We start from the raw sequence: 18,395 nt of genomic DNA on the forward strand, positions 1-18,395 counted from the left end.
GATTGCTATGGGCAAGGTTCCGAGCACCTGCCGCCTGCAGACTGACGTCACGGTGAAGCCCGGCATTTTCCGATGTTTCTCATCCTCGAAGCATTTCGTCGATGGCAATGCAGGCTCCCATTGCAAGCGAAATGCCTCTTTGGAGGAATGAGTGATGTCTCGAACGATATCGCCCCACAACAGGTTTTTGACCGCGTCACCCGGCCGGATCTTTGTCGCGACGGCCATGCCCATGGTCGTCATCATGGTGATGAACGGCTTTCTCGGCATCATCGATGCTTTCTTTCTCGGCCACTTCGTGGGGGCGCAGGCCATGGCAGCGGTGGGCGTTGCCTTCCCCGTCTTGATGCTGCTCATCGCGCTTTCGACGCTGGTCAGCGGCGGCATGTCGAGCCTTCTGGCGCGCCAGCTGGGCGCCGGGGACCGGGCAGGGGCTGGCAACACCTTTGCCGGCGCGCATGGTCTTGCCCTCGCGATCGCCCTGATCCTTACTCTCATCTTTGCGTGCTGCGGATGGCAATTTTCCCTCGGCGTTGCCGGCGACAATCTCCCTCTTGCCCACAGGGTCTGGACGTTCCTGGCGATCATGATTTTTGCGACACCGATCCAGTTTTGGCTGGGCCTTCACGGCGATGCCTGGCGCAATGAGGGAAAGGCAGGGCCGATGGCGCTGCTATCGCTGGGCGTTACCCTCTTCAATATTGTTCTGAACTATATTTTCGTCGGGCTTCTCGGGCTCGGCGTTGCCGGTTCGGCGATGGGAACCGTGATCGCCCAGGCGCTCGGGCTTCTGCTTCTGGCCGCGCTTCGCCCGTTCATAGGCGGTATGTTGCCGCTTGCCGTCCTTTGGAGAAGCCGCTGGACAGCAAACTGGCGCAGCATCCTCGCGCTCGGTGCGCCGGTCAGCCTCAGTTTCATCGGCATTGCGCTATCGGCGGCTTGTGTCATCGCCAGCCTTCGCATGCATGGTGGCGACGATTACGCCGGGCAGGTGGCTGCCTATGGGGTGGTCACGCGCATTTTCGGCTTCGCTTTCCTGCCGATCATGGCGATCGCGCTCGCCATGCAAAGCATCGTCGGTAACAATGTCGGGGCGCGGCTTTTGGCCCGTTCGGATGCGGTGCTGCGGATCGCGGCACTCACCGCGCTGTTTTACTGCCTTGCCGTCGAACTTCTTCTGATCGGTGCGGGCAGCGGACTTGGCGCAGCCTTCGGTGACGATCCCTTTGTCATTGATCTTATTGCTCATATGCTGGGGACAATGAGCCTTCTCTATCTCTTCACCGGCCCTGTTCTGGTGCTCGGGCTTTACTTCCAGGCGATCGGCCAGCCCGCCCGCGCGGCGCTCTTGACGCTGGTCAAACCGCTCTTTCTCCTGCCGGCTTTCATCATTGGCGCGGCGGCCTTGCGGGGTGTGGCGGCCGTCTGGTTTGCCTATCCGCTGGCCGACGGCATGGCCGCAATGGTCGCGGCGCTCGTCCTTGCCGGCGTCCTGAAGGCGCGTCATGCGCCGGGCCTCGGGCTGAAGACAGGCGTGGCGCCATGACGGATCCGACCAGCATCGAACAGGCGAAAGCCTTGGCAAAATCTTTGCGCAAGGCGCTGGCTGCGGAGGGTGTTATCGTCGGTCACTCCGAAGCGCTTGAACAGATTGCCCGGCAACAGGGCGCGCGTGACTGGAACACGCTCGCGGCACGCCTTGCCAAGGCCGGCCCGTCGCCGGCCTTTTCCCTCCATCAAAAAGTGCGAGGACGCTATCTCGGCCAGACCTTCGAGGGTGTTGTCACCACCCTTGCCAAAACCGGCCCGCACTACGCCTTGACGATCCGTTTCGATGAGCCGGTGGATGTTGTGCGTTTCGAAAGTTTCTCCAACATCCGCCGGACGGTGCGCGGCGTGGTCGATCAGGACGGGAGGTCGATTGCTAAGACCTCGGACGGTGCGCCGCATCTCTTGGTGAGCGCTTTGGGAGGGGGCTAAGCCGGTATTGCACGGAACGGAGGTGGCTTGCTGCCGTGGGCAAAATACGGCTCTGGCTTTCTCTCCGGAAGGGGATTCACAAATGAAAACGACGGTGATAAGATCACCATCGCCTTAGTTTTCCAACTGTGGCCCACTTTGAGGCTCCGCAACCCGGCCGGTTGTGGGGCCTCTTCATTTATCCCGTCCCGAAGCCGTGAGCCGTGCTTCGGGTAGAGCAACTCTTCTCCTTGTCATCGCAACCGTTCCTCTTGAGTCGTTGTCGACGATCAAGAACTACGCCTGTCTCCTATCCTTGTCAACCGCGTCAAGACAGGCTATCTAACTTCCTATCTTCAAGGAGGCAGATATGGCCGGCGACGAAAATAAGATAAGCGTGGGAATGAAGAGGGAGCGGGAGCGTGGACCGTCCTTCCCTTTCATAGGTTTGGAAAAAGCGGTTGAGCGCACACGCGAACTTTACGCTAAAGCGAAGCGATTCGAGGTTAGGTTGTCTGACGCGGCGGCTGACTGGAATTACGGCGCTAAAAGCAGCGGTGCCTTCCAGACGGCTGCAGCTCTTCTTGCGTTTGGCCTTATAGAGGACATAGGAAGCGGGGAGGGTCGCAAGCTCAAGGTAAGCGAGTTGGGGTGGCGGATTATTGTGGATGACCGTCCTGGAATGCGGCAAAAACATATGGCGGAAGCTGCATTGAAACCTAAGTTAATAGCGGAGTTTGCTGAGCGGTGGCGTGAAGGACGTCCAGATGATAGCCACGCGATAAGTGACCTGAAATTCGAGCACGGCTTTACGGATGATTCTGCTCCACGCTTTTTGCGGGTCTTTGATGACACTATTCGGTTCACAGTCCCGGAAGATACGTACAAGATAGAGGAGGCAGAAATGGCTAAGGATGAAGCCTTTTCTAATTTTCTCACAAACGCTTCTGGACAGCGTGGCGGACAGGTGGTTCCTCTCGACGCTGCCACGGATTCCAAAAAAGGAATATCTCTCATGGTAGGTGAGCGTGAGTTGACCACCGGTATACTATCAAAAAGCGGCGCAAGTTTTCGTTTGATTGTACGCGGAACTGTGGGCGAAAAGGAAATTGAGCGCCTTATTAAAAAACTTGAACTCGACAAAGAAATCTTGGCCGACGCTGATGAAGATCCCGCCGACGGTGACCTAGGGCAGTGAGAATAACGGGGAGCGGCGGGCGAACGAGAATGGATTACGAGAAGCGCTTTGACGAGCGGCGAGACGAGCTCGTTATCATCGCGACAGCAAGACGAAAGACAACAAGCTGACAAATCCTCTAATGACAGGCTCCTTATTAAAGGAAGCGTCTAGTGATCTACTTGATTACGACGACTGCTGAAGCCCTGCATACACCGTCAAAGTCGGAGAGTTTGGTATGTTCTCATACTACAAGCTCGCGCTGCAGTGGGAATTATATACTAGTCTTTGCGGCGGGCAGACATGATGACTGGGAGGATGACCTGCGATGACCGACGAGACCTTGCGCTTTTACAATGCCAATGCCGAGGCCTATGCCGGCGACAAGAAAAGCCCTGATCCGCGCTTGTTCGCGTTCCTGGCGCGTTGCAAACCCGGCGGACGTATATTGGAACTGGGCACGGGCGGCGGCGTCGATGCGGCCGCGATCATCGGTGAGGGTTTTGATCTCGATGCCACCGATGGCTCTGCCGAACTCGCCGCCATTGCGACGCGTCAGCTCGGAAGGCCGGTCAGAACCATGCTCTTTGAGGAACTCGATGCCGTTGCGGCCTATGACGGCATCTATGCCTGCGCGAGCCTGACGCATGTTGCGCGAACCGAGCTTGCCGATATCATTGCAAAGATACACCGCGCGCTGGTCGATGGTGGCGTGGTCTGGGCCAGCTTCAAGACCGGAGACGGTGAAGCTACGGATGCCTTTGAGCGCCGCTACAACTTTCTGCCGCCGGAGGATTTGATGTCGCTCTGGCGCTCTGCCGCGCCATGGAGCGAACTGAGCCAAGACCAATGGTTGGGAAGCGCCTATGACCGAAAGTCGACAGAGTGGCTGGCGGTAACCGCCGTCAAATGATGGGAATTATTTAGCGTTACCTTCGAAAGGCACCGACATGGATGTCACCATCTATCACAACCCAGCCTGCGGCACGTCGCGCAACGTGCTGGCGCTGATCCGCGCGGCGGGGATCGAGCCTGCGATCGTAGATTACCTCAAGCATCCGCCATCGCGTGAAGAGCTTGCCCGGATGATTGCCGATGCTGGGCTGACGGTGCGCGAGGCGATCCGCGAAAAGGGCACGCCCTATGCCGCGCTCGGTCTCGACGATCCGGCACTCGGCCATGCGGCATTGATCGAGGCGATGATCGAAACGCCCATCCTGATCAACCGGCCTTTTGTCGTCACGCCGCTCGGCACGCGGCTTGCGCGCCCGTCGGAGCGCGTGCTCGAGATCCTGCCCGAGACCTTCAAGGCGCCGTTCTTCAAGGAAGATGGCGAGGAGGTTTTGAATCCGGAGGGAAAGCCTCTTGGGTGAGACGTTTCCGGCTTTGCGCGAGGCAGGCTTGCCAGTCAAGAATCCTGCCTGCAACGCGATGCCTCGTCCTATCTGACCGACCGCTATAGCGAGCGCAAGGAAGCGGCGGCCGCGCTGGAAAAGCGCGTGGCGCTCGGTTCGATCTAGGTTTTGGAAACCTGCATACGATCTTCTGCATTGATATTTTATGTAAAATACGTATTTTACGTGATAATCAGGAGATGGATTATGCGTACAGCGCTTCAAATCCCCGCATCGGATTTCTCTCGTCGCTTTGGGCAGGTGCGCGAAATGGTCCACAAGGCCGGTGTGATCGAAGTCACATCGCACAACCGTGTTGTGGGCGCCTATATCAGCGCAGAGGAGCTCGAACATTTCAACCGTCTCAAGCGACAAGAAGTAGAGGTGCTTCATGTCAGCGAGATCGATGACGAACTCCTCACGGAGATCGAGAACGCTGAATATGGCGTAATTTCTCAGTGAAACTGCCTGACCCTGTTCCAGGTCTCGTGATCAGGTTCGATTATACCTGGCATAGAGACCATTTTAGGAAAGAACGACCATGCGCCATCGTGCTTTCCTCACGTGAGACAGGTATAGTTACGGTTGTTCCGATTACTCATTCATTCCCGGATATTGGGGAGGAAGACCAATCGTTGCAGATACCCCAAGATGTCTGCCAGGCAATGGGTTTGGATGACGATATCAATTACGTCCGACTAAGTGAAGTTAACCGTTTTGGCTGGCCTTCGGACCGTATCAAGCCATTGCCAAACGATCCCTCTCGCTGTGACTACGGCCTTGTTCCGAAAGAATTCTTTCTAGAAATAAAGAAGCGTCTAGCAGATGCGGTTCGAGCAGGTCGGCTCAACGCCTCCAACGTTTGAACAATCCACTGATTAACCAAACCAAGGCCGTGAAGCTGCAATCAGGATTGTGGCAACGGTTCCCTATGTCGGCTTTGCGGCGGGAGTGTCGTTCAGGCGGCTGCCGGCGACTGCCTCCGGCAGGAGAGCATGACCGCGATGAAGGCGGCGATGCCGATGAAGCCGAGGCAGGCGTTGGCCAGGAGGGCGGAGCCGAGGCCGACTTTCTCTATGGTCGCGGCAAAGACGAAGGGAGACCCGGCGCCGACCGCCAATCGGGCGGCTGCCATCTTTCCCGTAATCGCCCCGTAACCCTCGGAGCCGAAAAGATAAAGCGGCAGGCCGCCCTGCGCGATGCTGTTGATGCCGGAGCCGAGGCCGAGGCACACGGCAAAGGCAACCGCTCCCGGCAACCAGCTGCCGGAGATGAGAAGTATCAAGGTTCCGCTCACGATCAGTACGCCGGAAAGAACGGCGAGCATTGGCGGCAAAAGCCTCTTTCCAAAAACCATGTTGATCAAACGGCTCAGCACCTGAGCGGGGCCGAAGAGTGCGCCGATCACAACAGCCGCGCCGCCCAGCCCGAGCGATCCGAGCATGGGCACCATATGGGCGAGGATGGCGGTGAGCGTGAAGCCGGTGAGCGCGAAGGCGCTGGAAACGAGGATCATGCCGCGATAACGCAGATGCGCCGGGATCGCACCGATGACGATCTGCCTCTTGTGTGTCGCCGTGCCGGCCGCAGATTTTGCTTTCGCCGTTCGCATCATCCAGAAGTGAATGGGCATGCAGATGAAGAAGTTGAGGGCGGCGAAGATGAGATAGATCTCCCGCCAGGTAAGGTGGGTGCAAAGCGCCGTTGCGATCGGCCAGAAGAGCGTCGAGGCAAAGCCGCCGATCAGCGTCAAGTAGGTTATGGCGCGCGGCGCTGATTGCGGGTTGCTTTCAACAACTGCGGCAAAGGCTGCCTGATACTGCACCATGCCGGCGCAAATTTCGGCAAGGACGGTGGCAATAGCGAAGGTGGCTAGCGACGGCGCGGCGGCGCAGAGCGCCAGCATCAATGCCGCAAGGGCCGATCCAGCGGTCATGATGGCGGCCGCGCCGATCCTGTCCATCTGGCGCCCGATATAGGTGGCTGAGAGGCCGCCCACGAAAAGGGCCGCAGAAAAGACGCCGAAGACCTGCGAGAGCGTCAAGTCAAGGTCACTTGCCATGCCGGGCGCGAGGATGCTGAAGCTGTAATAGAGCGTGCCGTAGCCGATGATCTGCGTCAGGCCGAGCGCGGCAACCATGCGCGCGGAGATGGTGGGATCAGGCAAATGCCTTGCCTCCTTCGGTTTTGCCGCAGCCGGCGCTTTGCTCGATGCTGCCGCGCACAGCGGGGTGGCCGGCGCAGCAATCCTCCATCAAAAAGCTAACGATGCCTCCCAGCCGCTCGTAACAGGCGCTGTAATAGATTGAGCGCGACAGCCGCCGCTGCGAGATCAACCCTGCGCGCTCCAACTCTTTGAGATGAAAGGAGACATTGGTTGCCGATACGCCCATACGCTCGCCAATCTGCCCTGCCGCCAGGCCGTCCGGCCCGGCCACCACGAGCGCCCTAACGATGCGTAGGCGCGTTTCCTGCGCAAGGGCGGCAAGAGACACGAGGGCCATGCGCTCATCCATCATCTGGCCCATCCCTTATTCCAATACTTCTTGAAATATTGGAATGTGCCGTAGAGTGACTCGCAGCCTTTGACAAGGGCGAGGGGCTGCTGCACGCGGTCCAGGCCATGACGGAAGAGAAGATATCGCCGCCTCATGGGCAATTGAAACGCTAAACCGGTAGCGCGCCGGAAGGTCTTTCGATCTGGCTGCGTTAGATCAGGGCTCAGGCGCCGGCGAATTTCACGGTCACGCCGCGCTGGCGGAAATAGGCCTGCATGAGCTTGCGGCCGGAGCGGTTGTTCTGGACGAGCCTTGCCGGATCGAAGACCGCTTCCTTGACGCCTTCGCGTGCCAAGGCGGCTTTCAGCGTAGCAATGTGGGTGTCGATGTCGGCATTGTCTGCCTGGAGCGATTGATAGATGCGCTCGATGGCTTCGGCTACGCTGGGTCCGCTCACGGCTTTACTCCTGATGTCATGTCTTATCGCGCCTGAAAACGCGCGTTCTCCCTATCGCGGCGAATGGCCGCGCGGTCAATGGGGATCGTTTGCCGATGGCGGGTTTACCGAACTCGGCAGACCGGTACCGGCAAGGCGCAGCACGGACATGATCATGGCCTCGGAATCATCCGGCCGCTCGATACGCCCATCGACCATCAGCAGGGAAAGGCCGTGAACCAGCGACCACAGGAAAAGCGCCGCCGTCTCGACCTCCTCTTCCGGCAATCTTTTGCGGAGGCCCGAGAGCACCCTTTCATAGGCGCGCTGCCGCAATTGCTTCAAGCTCTGACCCTCTTGCGAGGAGGCTGTGAAGCCTTCGCCGAACATCATGCGATAAAGGCCGGGATTGTCGAGTGCGAAGCGGACATAGGCGAGGCCGGTCCCGGCAAGTTGGCCTTTGTCATTGGTGGGGGCGGTGTCAAGCCGCTGTGCAAGCTCGGCAAAGCCTTCTTCGGCCAGGGCGACGGCAATGGCATCAAGCCCTGGAAAATGATGATAGGCCGATGGTGCCGCAACGCCAACACGCCGGGCGATCTCGCGCATGGATAAGGCCGCCGGCCCTTCAGCCTCCAAAAGCGCGCGCGCCTGCCTCAGGAGGGCAGCCCGCAGGTCTCCATGATGATAGCGCGCCGGCTTGGACTGGCTTGACAAGAAGACCCCCGATGCTTAATTCTAACAGTGTTAGGTTATATTCATTTTCAAGGGAAATGACAATGCCGCATATCCCACCGCACGTTTACATCCCCTTTCTCGTTCTACTCTCCATGGGAATATCGCGCTGCTATCCGCGCACCATTCGCATCGGCCGACTTTTGATCATGCCGTTCTTGATGGTCGTGGTCGGTGTGCGCGGGTTTATGGAGCTGTTCCCGTTCGTGCACCCTTCCAGTCTTCTTGCCGGGGTGGCCGGCGCTGTTCTTGGGATCATGGTGGGCTATCATCATGTGCGCCGCTGGACGATCTCCGTCGACCGGGCTGCGGGAACGCTGTCCGTGCCGGGCGACGTGATGATGTTTGTCATCATCCTGTCCAGCTTCCTCTTCGAGGTTTGTCTTCACTATCTCGTCGAATCGGGCACGGTCTCTGCCGGCAATCTTCTGCTGCAAGTGGCGGCCGCCGCGATATGGGCCCTCTTTGCCGGCATGTCCGTCGGACGCAATCTCAATCTTTCCAGCCGCTTTTTCAAAGCCGATCTGGCAGCACCGCAGGTCTTGACCCGCTGACGCTACGGCATCGGCCGGAAAGTCGGGATCGAGTTTCGAAGGGCCGATGTGTGGTGTCAAAGCACTGGCGCGTCCTTTCTGCATCTGTCCGAATGCACGAGATGGCTCGCCGCCTTCTCTTTGCGGCTCAATGATCCGGCGTATAGCGCGCCATCATGTCGAGGATTTCGTCGAAGCGGCCCGCGCGCTCAGCGTCGCGAAACTGGCGCACGCGCTCCACGCAGATTTCAGCCGGCGAGCTGTCGTCTTCATGGTGCAGGAGCGTCATGACCTCATCGGCGAAGTCGTAGAGCGGCATGGAGTTCGGGTCCTGCGATTGGCCGGGCGTCAGCTCGGTCTGCACCTGCGGGGGAATGATCTCGATGACCTCGACCTTTCCTTTGAGGAGAGGGCGCAGGGCGGCGGTGTAGGAATGAAGCGCAGCCTTGGTGGCGCTATAGGTCGGGGCTGCCGGATAGGGCACGAAGCCGATACCGGAAGACACATTGACGATGGCGGCATTTGCTTGTGCCGACAGATGATCGATCAGCGCGTTCGTGATGCGGATCGGCGCGAGCAGGTTGGTTTCGACCATCTGCTCGGCCGGCTTCAGATCGCGCCGGCGCCGCGGATTTTCCGCACTGTAAACGCCCGCATTGTTCACGAGCACATTGATGGCGGGGTTGCTCGCAAGGATTTCGCCAAGGCGGGCGTCCAGCGTGGCGGCATCGGCGACATCCAGCTCGCAAATCTTGATGCCGGGCCGGCCTTTTGCCGTTTCCGCCAGCATATCGCGCCGTCGCCCGGTGATGATGACGCTATTGCCTGCATCATGCCAGCGCTGGGCAAGAGCCCGCCCGATGCCCGAGGACCCGCCGGTGAGGAGGATTGTGTTGCCGCTCGCCTTCATATGGTTCTATGTCCTTCTGATGATGTCTAAGATCATGTTTCGCAAGATTACTCTTGCGAGAGTAATTAGTCGAGAGCCGCATGTCGTCAATCCGCCTGTTCATACTTTCCTCCTTCGACCTTCTGGGGCCCATGCACGGGCACCGGCTGCGCATCGAGGCGGAGAACCGTCATGTCTCGCTCTGGACCGAAATTTCGGTCGGCGCTGTCTATGGTGCGATGGCGCGGCTCGCAGAAGAGGGCTATCTGCGCCAGATCGGCGAGGAAAAGGACGGCAAGCGTCCCGTCAAGCAGATCTTCGAGATTACGGAAGAGGGCCGGCGCCTGCTGGCGGAGCTAAGGCGCAGCGGCCTGACCGAGATCTGGTACAAGCACGATCCCTTCGATCTTGCGCTCGTCAGGCTCGATCCTGCCAGTGCTGCGGAATTGCCAGCCCTTCTCCAGGCCCGCCTCAAAGCGCTGGAAGAGCGGCTGGCCGAGGCGGACCGCATTAACGCCTGGGCCGCGCCCTATATCGGGGTGACGAAACGCGCCGCGCTCAAGCATGGGCAGCACCGGCTGCGCGGCGAAATCGCCTATCTGCGCGAGGTGCTGGACGATATCGATGCCATTGTCGCGGAAGTTGCGGCGGGCAAGGTCTAGCGGTCTGGTCTCGGCGGCTGCCGCCCAAGGGGCTGATTGCGCGTTGCTCAAAACTCTATATTTTGCCTTTCTCCAACCATGAGAAAGACGCTTTATGACGCTTCAATTGCTTGATATCGGCGAGACGGCGGACCGCCTCTCCTGGGACGCGATCTGCGCGGAAGTCGCCGATCTCAGCGCCAAGGAGCCATTGCTGCAAGGTCTTCTCGCATCGATCTTTTCACGCAGCGACAGCCTCAGCGAGGCGATGGCCGTGATTCTGGCCAATCTGCTTCACGCCGAGGGCATCGACCGGACCGATCTCACCGCTCTGTTTGCCGAGGCTTTGGCGGAGGAGCGCGCGACGGCGGCCCTGATGCGCGATCTGCAAGCGGTTCGCGAGCGCGACCCGGCCTGCACGACCTTTCTGCATGCCTTGATGAATTACAAGGGTTTTCAAGCCTTGCAGGCCTATCGCATTGCGCATTGGCTGTGGGCGCGGGAGCGCCGCGAGCTGGCCAGTTTTATCTCCAACCGCACCTCGCTGATGCTCGGGCCGGATATCCATCCCGCAGCGCGGATCGGCACTGGCATCATGCTTGATCACGGCTCGGGAATCGTAATCGGCGAAACGGCCGTTATCGACGACGACGTATCGATCCTGCAGAATGTCACGCTGGGCGGAACGGGCAAGATTACCGGCGACCGGCATCCGAAGGTGCGGCGCGGTGTGATGATTGGCGCAGGCGCGAAAATCATCGGCAATATCGAAATCGGCCAGTTCAGCAAGGTCGCTGCCGGCAGCGTCGTTTTGAAGCCCGTGCCTGCGCATTGCACCGTGGCCGGCATTCCGGCGCAGATCGTGCGCATTCACGGTGCAGCGGAAATGCCTTCGGTGACAATGAACCAGGATATCTAACGCGTGCGGCGCTTGCCGCTGACATGCCTTGGGGGAGGCGAGATGACAATGGATTGGGGAACGCGAAAGAATATTGGTCGGCTCATCGTCGCCGGCTCCATGGTCTACTGTGGCCTGATGATGTCGCCTGCCGGCGCGCAGGAGACTGAAGAGCCGGCCCCCTGGATCAGGCTTTCCGGCAAGAACGCAGGCGCTGTCGGGTCATGCTCGGTCGATCAGGCTACCGACAACAAGGCGTGCTATATGGTGCGATGCGATGCCAAGAATGGCCTCGTCTTCGAAATCGAGGACGACATGATTGAAGAGATGGGACTGCAAACCGCGCGCTTTGAGATCGGCAAATACACAGAGACCATCAAGCTCGACAAACGCAGCCCGAGCCGCCGGACCATCGTCCTTTCCAAGCATCCGAAGTTCTTGGCCGCGCTGACGTCAGGAGTGGATTTTGCCACGATGTTTTCCATCAAGGCAAAAAAGATCGACTACAGCACCGGTTTCGAGCTGACGGACGCCCGCGAGCAGATCCCGCCGGTGGCAAAGGAATGCGCGGCGCGAAAACCGTGATGGATCGCGGCGGAGCGTCGGAAATCTCTCTCAAGGCGTGACGCACAGCCGGGAAGGAAGAGGCAAGCATGCCGGAAGGACCGAAGATCAATCAGGCGATGCGGACCGATATTGAAAATTCGGTACTGTGCTGGTTGGCGACCGTTGGTGGCGAAGGGACGCCAAATGTGACGCCGAAAGAGATCTTCTCCTCGTTTGGCGATGATCGCATTGTGATTGCCGATATCGCTTCGACCAATTCGGTGCGGAACATCCGCGCCCATCCTTCGGTCTGCGTCAGCTTCATCGATGTGTTTCGCCAGCGCGGTTTCAAACTGACGGGTACAGCCACCATCATCGGGCCGGGCGAGGCCGAATTTTTCGTGCAGGGAGAAAAACTCCTTGCCATGGCCGGGGCTGATTATCCCATTCGCCACCTGATTTCCATCGAGATCGCACGGGTCTCGCGGATATGGGCTCCGAGCTACGCGCTCTTTCCCGGCCGGACGGAGGAAGAGCGGATGAAGGGCGTCTATGACCGCTATGGGGTGGTGCCGAAAGACTGAGGGCCAGGCAGGATCGGACGAGAACGCAGGATCTGCCAGCAATGTATGCGGAAAACGACGAGATCGTTGACTTGCCATGTCAACCGTCAGGTCGCAGACGCCGCCCAGTCCTCCACCCGCAAACCCGGCACACGGTCAAATTCGCGCCGATTGTTGGTGACGAGGATCAAGCCTTTCGAGCGGGCATGGCCCGCGATCAATTGATCGTAGGGTCCAATTGGCGTCCCATTGCGGGCAAGTTCAGCACGCAATTGACCCGTGTGATGCGCCGCGCCTTCATCATAAGACAGAACTTCGAGGCGGGCCGAGAAGCCTTCGACAACGCGCAAATTCTGCTCCGCGGCAGTCGATTTCTCAGCGCCGTACATCAATTCCATAAGGCTGATCGCGCTTATGCACATCTGTCCATGGTGACGATTGAAGGTCTCGCGCAGATGTGCTGGCCTATTTTTGATCGTAAAGATACAGATATTGGTATCAAGCATGTATCGGAGCATCAAAACTCTTCACGCTCCTGCGCAACCGGCTGATCGCGTTCATCCATGAAATTTGCCGTAACGGTTTCGCCAGCGAACCAACTATCCCAAATTTCGCCCGAGGGGGCGATGATCCGAGTCCTGCCGACCGCAACAATATCGACACGCTTCACATTATCAGGCAGAGCAAGGGCCTTGGGAAGACGGATCGCCTGGCTTCGGTTGCTTTGAAAGACAGCGCCTTGGTCCATTGGTGAGGTCCTTTCTGGCATATACCCATGAGTAATCCAATGTAGTGGCACTGTGGGATATGTCAAGGATATATCCCACGGTACATTGTTAGACCGATGGCTGCGCTGAACTGATGCTTCGCCATCGGCATCGTCTTTTGCTCGCCGAGACCAAGGGCTTTGCGCAATGCCGGATCACCCCTTGACGACGATCACGTCCGCCCCAAATTGACAATATATTGTCAAAAAGACAGCGTGCTGCGGTGAGAGAAAGAGACGAATTTTCCGATATCCGCGATCTTGTCATCAAGATCTTCGAAACCAGCGGTCGACTGGCCGAGACGGGTAACGCGCTGGTGCGTCCGGCGGGGCTGACGACCGCGTGGTGGCAGGTGATGGGTGCGCTCGGTTATTCGCCGGTGCCGCTTCCCGTGTCCCACATCGCCCGCAATATGGGGCTGACGCGCCAAGCGGTGCAGCGCGTCGTCGATCTTCTGGCCGAGCGCGGTTTCGTGACGTTGGAAACCAATCCGCATCATCAGCGCGCCAAGCTCGTGGTCTTGACGCCTGCCGGGCGCACCGCGCTCGACATGGCGGAGCGGGCAGCCGCGCCGCTCGATGCCGAGATCCTGAAGCGTATCGGCGCGGAGCGCCTGCGCGCGGCGAGCGCCGTTCTCTCCGATATCAATGCGGCCATCGACCTTTATTTCAAAGGGCGGGAAACCATCCTGCCCCATCATGACAATGCCCGAAAGGACACGGAATGAACGCCTCATCACCGCTAAACTACGACGCCGACGTGATCATCGTCGGGGCAGGGCCGATCGGCCTGACGAGCGCCTGCGCGCTTGCCCATCACGGCGTCAAATTCCGCATTTTCGAAGAGCGCCACGATATCAGGCCGCATTCGCGCGCCAACAACCTGTGGGCTCGCCCGCAAGAATTGCTCGACAGCATCGGTCTGCGCGATGCGCTGGCGGAAAAGTCCTACAGGATCACCAAGGTCAATACGCTGCTGAACGGCCAGCCCATCGATCCGGTCGATCTTGCCGATGTCGCCAGCCCCTTCGGCGAAGTGCTCTATAGCGGGCAGGACGTGATCGAGACGATCCTCTCCGAGCAGATCGAAGCAAAGGGCGGGCGTGTCGAGCGCGGGCGAAAGCTGGTCGGTTTCACGCAGGACGGCGAAGGCGTGACAGTGCGGATCGCCGCGGTTGAGACCGAGGGCGAGGAGGAGCGCCTCGGCCCGGTCGAGGAATTGCGCTGTCGCTACCTGATCGGCGCCGATGGCGGAGACAGCCTGGTTCGCCAGGAACTGGGCCTTGACTTTGAGCCGGAAAAGCTGCCGAACCGCATGAACCGGCAGGTGGATGCCAAGCTCAGCTGGCGGCGGGCCGAAGCCTTCGATCAGCTCTGGTTCTTCTATTATCCTAAAGGGTTTTGCGGTGTGCTGCCCGTTTGGGGCGGCTACCACCGGCTGTTCTTCCTGGCCGACGACGAGGGCATTCCCGATCGCGACCCGACGCTGGAGGAAATGCAGGCGATTGCCCGCGAGGTGACCGAAGACGAAACGCTGACGCTGTCCGATCCGATCTGGCTGACGCATAGCCGCTTCCAGCACGGCACGGCGGACCACTATGCCAAGCACCGCGTGTTTCTCGTGGGGGACGCCGGTCACCGCACGCTGCCCATCGGCGGGCAGGGCATGAATTCCGGACTGCACGATGCCATCGGTCTTGGCTGGCGGCTGGCCATGGTGCTGAACGGCAAGGCGCAGCCCTTGGTCCTGTCCTCCTACGATCCGGAGCGGGGCGGCGAGCATCGCGGGCTCGACGCACGCCAAAGGCAGGGCTTTCACAACAGTGTCTATCGCGGCGCCATCAAAGATACGGCCATCGGCGTTGCCGCCAAGCTGATGCCTTCGATCGGCACGCTCTTGCAAGGCACTGACGATTTGCAGCAGCTCGATGTCGGCTATCCGGAAAGCCCACTCAACGAAGACCATCTCGGCGGCTTGCGCGAATGGCTGAACCGCAGGGCGCCGCATTGCGGGGCGCGGGCCCCCGATGCCGATGTCGTTGCCGGTGACGGCGTGCGCACCACGCTCTTCCGGCATCTCTACAATCCCGACGGTTTCAGCTGGGGCTGGAGCCTGCTTGCCTTTGACGGCCGCCGGCAGGACGCGCTGCCGGAGCTGCGAGCGGCGATTGCCGAGGCCGGCGGCTGGGACTTCGTGCGGCCGCGCCTCATCCTCAGCGCCGCCGTGCCCGAGGCAGGTGACGCGCTCGCCTTGTCAGACCTCGACGGCACGGCCCATGCCACCTACGGCATCGGCGCCACCAGCGCGCTCATCCTGGTGCGTCCGGACGGCCATATCGCCTTTCGCGGCCCAGCCGACAAACCGCAGCACCTGCGGGCGTATTGCGAGAGGATGTTTGGGCCTGTTGGTTGAGGCAGCAGGGGGTAAGGCGAGGGCTTCTTGCCGCACCGACCCGAAGCGGTCTCGTAGAATGACGGTCTTTGCGGTACTGATCGCCGATGAAGATCGTCATTCTGCCCGGGCTGGACGGAACCGGCCAGCTTTTGTCTGAAGTCAGGGATGTCCTTGCGCAAAGGCATCCGGTCTCGATCCTTGATTACCCCGTGACGCTTCATCGCTACCTGGATATCCAGCATTGGGTCAAAGCTCGTCTGCCGGACGAAGATTTTATTCTTATTGCGGAATCGTTTGCGGGACCACTGGCGGTGCTGCTGGCATCGGAAGGATTGCCGGCGCTCCGCGGCGTTGTTTTCGTCGCAACGTTTGCAAGGCCTCCGGCGCGCGTTCCTGCCTTCGTGGCGGACTTGCTGCGCATCCTGCCTATCGGCTCGGGATGGCTGGTGGCCTTGGCGCAGCCGCTTGTCATGGGGCGTTGGTCGAGACCAGCGTTCACAGAGACCTTCCGTCAGGCCCTGCGCCTCGTACCGAAAGCAACGCTGGCCGGGCGCCTGAAGGCGGTCCTTGAGATCGACGTGCGTCAGCCTTTGCAGCATCGGGCGCTTCCGTCGATCTACCTTTTGCCGACACGAGATCGGCTGGTCTCCGCCAAACTGGTCAAAGACTTCAACCTGTCGCCCGATCACGTCTTTCCCGTGGAAGGCCCACATTTCCTCCTGCAGGCCCGGCCGAAAGAATGCGCCGCTATCACCTGCGCGTTTGCGGCTCGGTTAGCTGGGTTATATTCAGATGAGGTAAGCGGTTTATTTGAGGGGAAATGACGTCCTCTTTGACAAGTGCCTGGCCTTGATCCGGCTGCAGACCTCATCAAGAATGAGAAGAAGTCATGAGGAAAAGTCGATTGTGAAATCCATATTCCCGCTGCTGCGTCGAATAGGCTTGTCGGGTTTGGTTTTAGCGACGACCGCTATTGGGTTCGGTGTCGCTGCTGAGGACAATGTGGACCACATGGCCCTCGACAGGGCAGCACGAGCCTTGGAGCCCTATGTCGTCAAAGGGGCCGAGAGCTTGAACTTTCACGGGGTAAAGCTCAACAACTTCGTCTGGTCCGGAGAAAACCGAACGCTCTCGGAATGGGATGAATACGGCATGTTCGACAAGGTGTCTCTGCGCTCCACGGGATACGATCCCGCCGATCCCGACCACTTTCAAATCCAGCTCATTTCCGCCGAGATCAAGCCGGAGACGATTGCGCGAGGTGTCGATTATGCCCGCTTATTCGCAAAAGAATGGTCGCCATCAATCGAAGCGATAAGGGAGCGTGGCCGCGATGCAGGCGATGTCACCGCGGTGGGCGCCGATCCTGGTTCCAATCGCCGCGAAAGAGTGGCCGCATGGCGTTGGGACAAGTTGCTTCTGGTCGCGCGAGCCTCCTATTCGGCGGACCAAGCCGACTTCGTAGAGCCGCGGATAGCGCAATTTTTTGGAACGCTGAAATTCGACCGTCCAGCGCAAGACAGTATCGAGCAATCACTGCGATGGGAGAAGTTGCCGCCGAGTTCAGGAACTATCTATTCCGCGCATGTACCAGAAGGATGGATGAAGCTTCGGCAAAGCAGCGCGCCCAGTCCTTCTTACACAGCAGCTCTCTTCACAAACTCGAAAGACCCCAACGGCAACTCTGCAGTCGGATTATTTGTGTTTCCGACAGGCAGGAAAGGTCTTGCTCCAACGGATGAGGAACTTCGCCAGTTCGCAGCCAAGATTATAGACATCGAGCTCGAAAATCTCATGCCAAAGGTGGGTTATAAGCTCGATCAGGATGTCGCTTTTATCCCTGAGGAAAAGCTCGGTGATTCAGAGCGCGGCTATATCGATGCGGTTACCTTGCAGGGGAGCGGCCAGCGAATCCGTGCGAAGACTGTCGTGAGCGTCAAAGGCGATATGATCGTTGCCGTCGCCTCCATCAGCGCTTATCCGGACGGGCCGGCAGAAGTCGCCACGATGATCCACACCGATTTCGTAACGCGCGTGCTCAGTGATGGTCTTACCAAGCAGCTGAACTGAGGGATTTATCTCACCCTCAGAACGCTAAAGACAGATTACATCGCAACCAAATCAATGACCTGATACATATGTGATTAGAGACCGTTACTTGATCGCGGTCACGAGATGGGCGCAGATTTCTCCGGTGATTTCGCCGGTGCCGAAGCGCGCTTCAAGGGCGGCGGCGACTTTCTCGGTGATGGTTTGCAGTTTGCCGGGGGCGCGGGCCTCGATTTCCTCGTGCATTGGGTTTCCCTGACAATAGCCGATGGCCGCTTCGAGGGCGCTTTTGGCATGGGACGTCCGGTGCAGCGTCTCCACCGAGGTCTCGTTGAAGCCGGCCTGCGTGACGCTGACGAGCATGGCGCGACGATCGTGATAACCATGCGGCGTGCGCGCCATGAAGCGCGGCGGATCACCGGGAAATTCGCGTTCGAGCGTTGCCATGACGACGGCCACGAAGTCATTGCGGGCGATTTCGTCCCAGACCGTGAAGATATAGCTTCCGCCCGGCTTCAGGACGCGAAGCGCCTCGCGATAAGCTTTCAGCTTGTCGGGAAAAAACATGACGCCGAACTGGCAGACCACGGCATCGAAGCTTTCATCATCGAAAGGAAGGTGGAGCGCATCGGCCTGCTGGAAGGTGACATTGCGCGTCTCGCCCTGCAATTGGGCCGCTTTGTCGAGCATCGGCTGGTTGAGGTCGGTGGCGATAATCTTAACCTGAGGCGCAAGCCGTGCCGCAAGTGCCCGGGTCAAGACGCCGGTTCCGGCGGCGATTTCCAGCACGCTGTGCGGGCGCGCTTCGGCGACGCGCTCGGCCGTTTCAGCGCCGAAAGGCTCGAAGAGCATCGGCACCAGATGACGCTGATAGATGGCGGGAATGCTTCCGGCAAAGAGCTTATCGGCTTGCGTCATG

23 protein-coding genes and 1 pseudogene are annotated in these 18,395 nt (G+C 59.4%); 16 read left to right on the top strand and 8 right to left on the bottom strand.

The genetic code is table 11. The features are described 5' to 3' along the window. The first annotated feature begins 154 nt into the window (after nt 1-154). From VQ830_RS07455 to VQ830_RS07485, 7 genes and pseudogenes are all read left to right on the top strand, one after another. Nucleotides 155-1,546 (top strand): MATE family efflux transporter, encoded by a 1,392-nt coding sequence (locus VQ830_RS07455; RefSeq protein WP_337267457.1) that lies wholly within the window; start codon nt 155-157, stop codon nt 1,544-1,546. Next, on the top strand, nt 1,543-1,980 hold the full coding sequence (locus VQ830_RS07460; protein ID WP_337267458.1) for a glyoxalase superfamily protein: 438 nt from the start codon (nt 1,543-1,545) through the stop codon (nt 1,978-1,980). Before VQ830_RS07455 ends, VQ830_RS07460 begins: the two co-directional genes overlap by 4 nt. A 349-nt stretch (nt 1,981-2,329) precedes the next feature. Next, entirely contained in the window at nt 2,330-3,157 is an 828-nt protein-coding gene (locus VQ830_RS07465) for a hypothetical protein (protein WP_337267459.1), read from the top strand. Between the two features lie 307 nt (nt 3,158-3,464). Next, nucleotides 3,465-4,049, top strand: a complete 585-nt coding sequence (locus VQ830_RS07470; RefSeq protein ID WP_337267460.1) for a class I SAM-dependent methyltransferase — start codon at nt 3,465-3,467, stop codon at nt 4,047-4,049. A gap of 37 nt (nt 4,050-4,086) precedes the next feature. Next, a complete protein-coding gene (gene arsC, locus VQ830_RS07475) occupies nt 4,087-4,509 on the top strand; it encodes an arsenate reductase (glutaredoxin) (protein ID WP_337267461.1) in 423 nt (140 codons plus the stop codon). A 48-nt stretch (nt 4,510-4,557) separates the two neighbouring features. Further along, nucleotides 4,558-4,656: pseudogene (locus VQ830_RS07480) on the top strand (arsenical resistance protein ArsH); the annotation flags it as partial. Between the two features lie 81 nt (nt 4,657-4,737). Next, nucleotides 4,738-4,992 carry a type II toxin-antitoxin system prevent-host-death family antitoxin gene (locus VQ830_RS07485; RefSeq protein WP_337267462.1) on the top strand — a complete coding sequence of 85 codons (255 nt, stop codon included), beginning with the start codon at nt 4,738-4,740 and terminating at the stop codon, nt 4,990-4,992. 496 nt (nt 4,993-5,488) lie between these two features. Here the strand turns inward: VQ830_RS07485 and arsK are convergent, their stop codons facing one another. From arsK to VQ830_RS07505, 4 genes are all read right to left on the bottom strand, one after another. Continuing rightward, entirely contained in the window at nt 5,489-6,670 is a 1,182-nt protein-coding gene (gene arsK, locus VQ830_RS07490; protein WP_337267682.1) for an arsenite efflux MFS transporter ArsK, read from the bottom strand. 19 nt (nt 6,671-6,689) lie between these two features. After that, complete coding sequence (locus VQ830_RS07495; protein WP_337267683.1) at nt 6,690-7,046, bottom strand: ArsR/SmtB family transcription factor; 357 nt, start codon at nt 7,044-7,046, stop codon at nt 6,690-6,692. Between the two features lie 205 nt (nt 7,047-7,251). Further along, complete coding sequence (locus VQ830_RS07500) at nt 7,252-7,485, bottom strand: hypothetical protein (RefSeq protein ID WP_337267463.1); 234 nt, start codon at nt 7,483-7,485, stop codon at nt 7,252-7,254. A gap of 75 nt (nt 7,486-7,560) precedes the next feature. Then, nucleotides 7,561-8,178, bottom strand: coding sequence for a TetR/AcrR family transcriptional regulator (locus VQ830_RS07505; RefSeq protein ID WP_337267464.1), 618 nt, complete (start codon nt 8,176-8,178; stop codon nt 7,561-7,563). A gap of 62 nt (nt 8,179-8,240) precedes the next feature. On the opposite strand from VQ830_RS07505, the gene VQ830_RS07510 reads away from it, so the two are divergent. Then, nucleotides 8,241-8,750 (top strand): hypothetical protein, encoded by a 510-nt coding sequence (locus tag VQ830_RS07510; RefSeq protein ID WP_337267465.1) that lies wholly within the window; start codon nt 8,241-8,243, stop codon nt 8,748-8,750. Between the two features lie 127 nt (nt 8,751-8,877). On the opposite strand, the gene VQ830_RS07515 is transcribed toward VQ830_RS07510, so the two are convergent. Further along, entirely contained in the window at nt 8,878-9,639 is a 762-nt protein-coding gene (locus VQ830_RS07515) for an SDR family oxidoreductase (RefSeq protein ID WP_337267466.1), read from the bottom strand. An 80-nt stretch (nt 9,640-9,719) separates the two neighbouring features. On the opposite strand from VQ830_RS07515, the gene VQ830_RS07520 reads away from it, so the two are divergent. The 4 genes from VQ830_RS07520 to VQ830_RS07535 all read left to right on the top strand — a co-directional run bounded on the left by VQ830_RS07520 (nt 9,720) and on the right by VQ830_RS07535 (nt 12,287). Then, nucleotides 9,720-10,280, top strand: coding sequence for a PadR family transcriptional regulator (locus VQ830_RS07520; protein ID WP_337267467.1), 561 nt, complete (start codon nt 9,720-9,722; stop codon nt 10,278-10,280). Nucleotides 10,281-10,374: 94 nt separating this feature from the next. Then, the gene (gene cysE / locus VQ830_RS07525; RefSeq protein ID WP_337267468.1) at nt 10,375-11,178 is read left to right on the top strand and encodes a serine O-acetyltransferase; all 804 of its coding nucleotides are present in this window, start codon (nt 10,375-10,377) and stop codon (nt 11,176-11,178) included. A 42-nt stretch (nt 11,179-11,220) separates the two neighbouring features. Next, nucleotides 11,221-11,742, top strand: a complete 522-nt coding sequence (locus VQ830_RS07530) for a hypothetical protein (protein ID WP_337267469.1) — start codon at nt 11,221-11,223, stop codon at nt 11,740-11,742. A gap of 68 nt (nt 11,743-11,810) precedes the next feature. After that, complete coding sequence (locus VQ830_RS07535) at nt 11,811-12,287, top strand: pyridoxamine 5'-phosphate oxidase family protein (protein WP_337267470.1); 477 nt, start codon at nt 11,811-11,813, stop codon at nt 12,285-12,287. Nucleotides 12,288-12,373: 86 nt separating this feature from the next. On the opposite strand, the gene vapC is transcribed toward VQ830_RS07535, so the two are convergent. Together vapC and vapB are read right to left on the bottom strand one after the other, a co-directional pair. Continuing rightward, complete coding sequence (gene vapC / locus VQ830_RS07540) at nt 12,374-12,784, bottom strand: type II toxin-antitoxin system tRNA(fMet)-specific endonuclease VapC (protein ID WP_337267471.1); 411 nt, start codon at nt 12,782-12,784, stop codon at nt 12,374-12,376. Further along, on the bottom strand, nt 12,784-13,014 hold the full coding sequence (gene vapB, locus VQ830_RS07545) for a type II toxin-antitoxin system VapB family antitoxin (RefSeq protein WP_337267472.1): 231 nt from the start codon (nt 13,012-13,014) through the stop codon (nt 12,784-12,786). Before vapB ends, vapC begins: the two co-directional genes overlap by 1 nt. 242 nt (nt 13,015-13,256) lie before the next feature. Here vapB and VQ830_RS07550 point away from each other — a divergent pair, with 242 nt between their 5' ends. From VQ830_RS07550 to VQ830_RS07565, 4 genes are all read left to right on the top strand, one after another. After that, nucleotides 13,257-13,760: a MarR family winged helix-turn-helix transcriptional regulator gene (locus tag VQ830_RS07550; protein ID WP_337267473.1), complete on the top strand. Its 504-nt coding sequence runs from the start codon at nt 13,257-13,259 to the stop codon at nt 13,758-13,760. Then, nucleotides 13,757-15,445 carry an FAD-dependent monooxygenase gene (locus VQ830_RS07555; RefSeq protein WP_337267474.1) on the top strand — a complete coding sequence of 563 codons (1,689 nt, stop codon included), beginning with the start codon at nt 13,757-13,759 and terminating at the stop codon, nt 15,443-15,445. The genes VQ830_RS07550 and VQ830_RS07555 overlap by 4 nt, the downstream gene beginning before the upstream one ends. Before the next feature lie 86 nt (nt 15,446-15,531). Continuing rightward, nucleotides 15,532-16,251 carry an alpha/beta fold hydrolase gene (locus tag VQ830_RS07560; protein WP_337267475.1) on the top strand — a complete coding sequence of 240 codons (720 nt, stop codon included), beginning with the start codon at nt 15,532-15,534 and terminating at the stop codon, nt 16,249-16,251. An 82-nt stretch (nt 16,252-16,333) separates the two neighbouring features. Beyond that, entirely contained in the window at nt 16,334-17,497 is a 1,164-nt protein-coding gene (locus tag VQ830_RS07565) for a hypothetical protein (protein WP_337267476.1), read from the top strand. Nucleotides 17,498-17,581: 84 nt separating this feature from the next. Here VQ830_RS07565 and VQ830_RS07570 read toward each other — a convergent pair whose 3' ends face one another. Then, entirely contained in the window at nt 17,582-18,394 is an 813-nt protein-coding gene (locus VQ830_RS07570; protein ID WP_337267477.1) for a class I SAM-dependent methyltransferase, read from the bottom strand. Between the last annotated feature and the right edge of the window lies 1 nt (nt 18,395).

The organism is Oryzifoliimicrobium ureilyticum (assembly GCF_037199735.1).
Lineage (GTDB): Bacteria > Pseudomonadota > Alphaproteobacteria > Rhizobiales > Rhizobiaceae > Rhizobium > Rhizobium ureilyticus.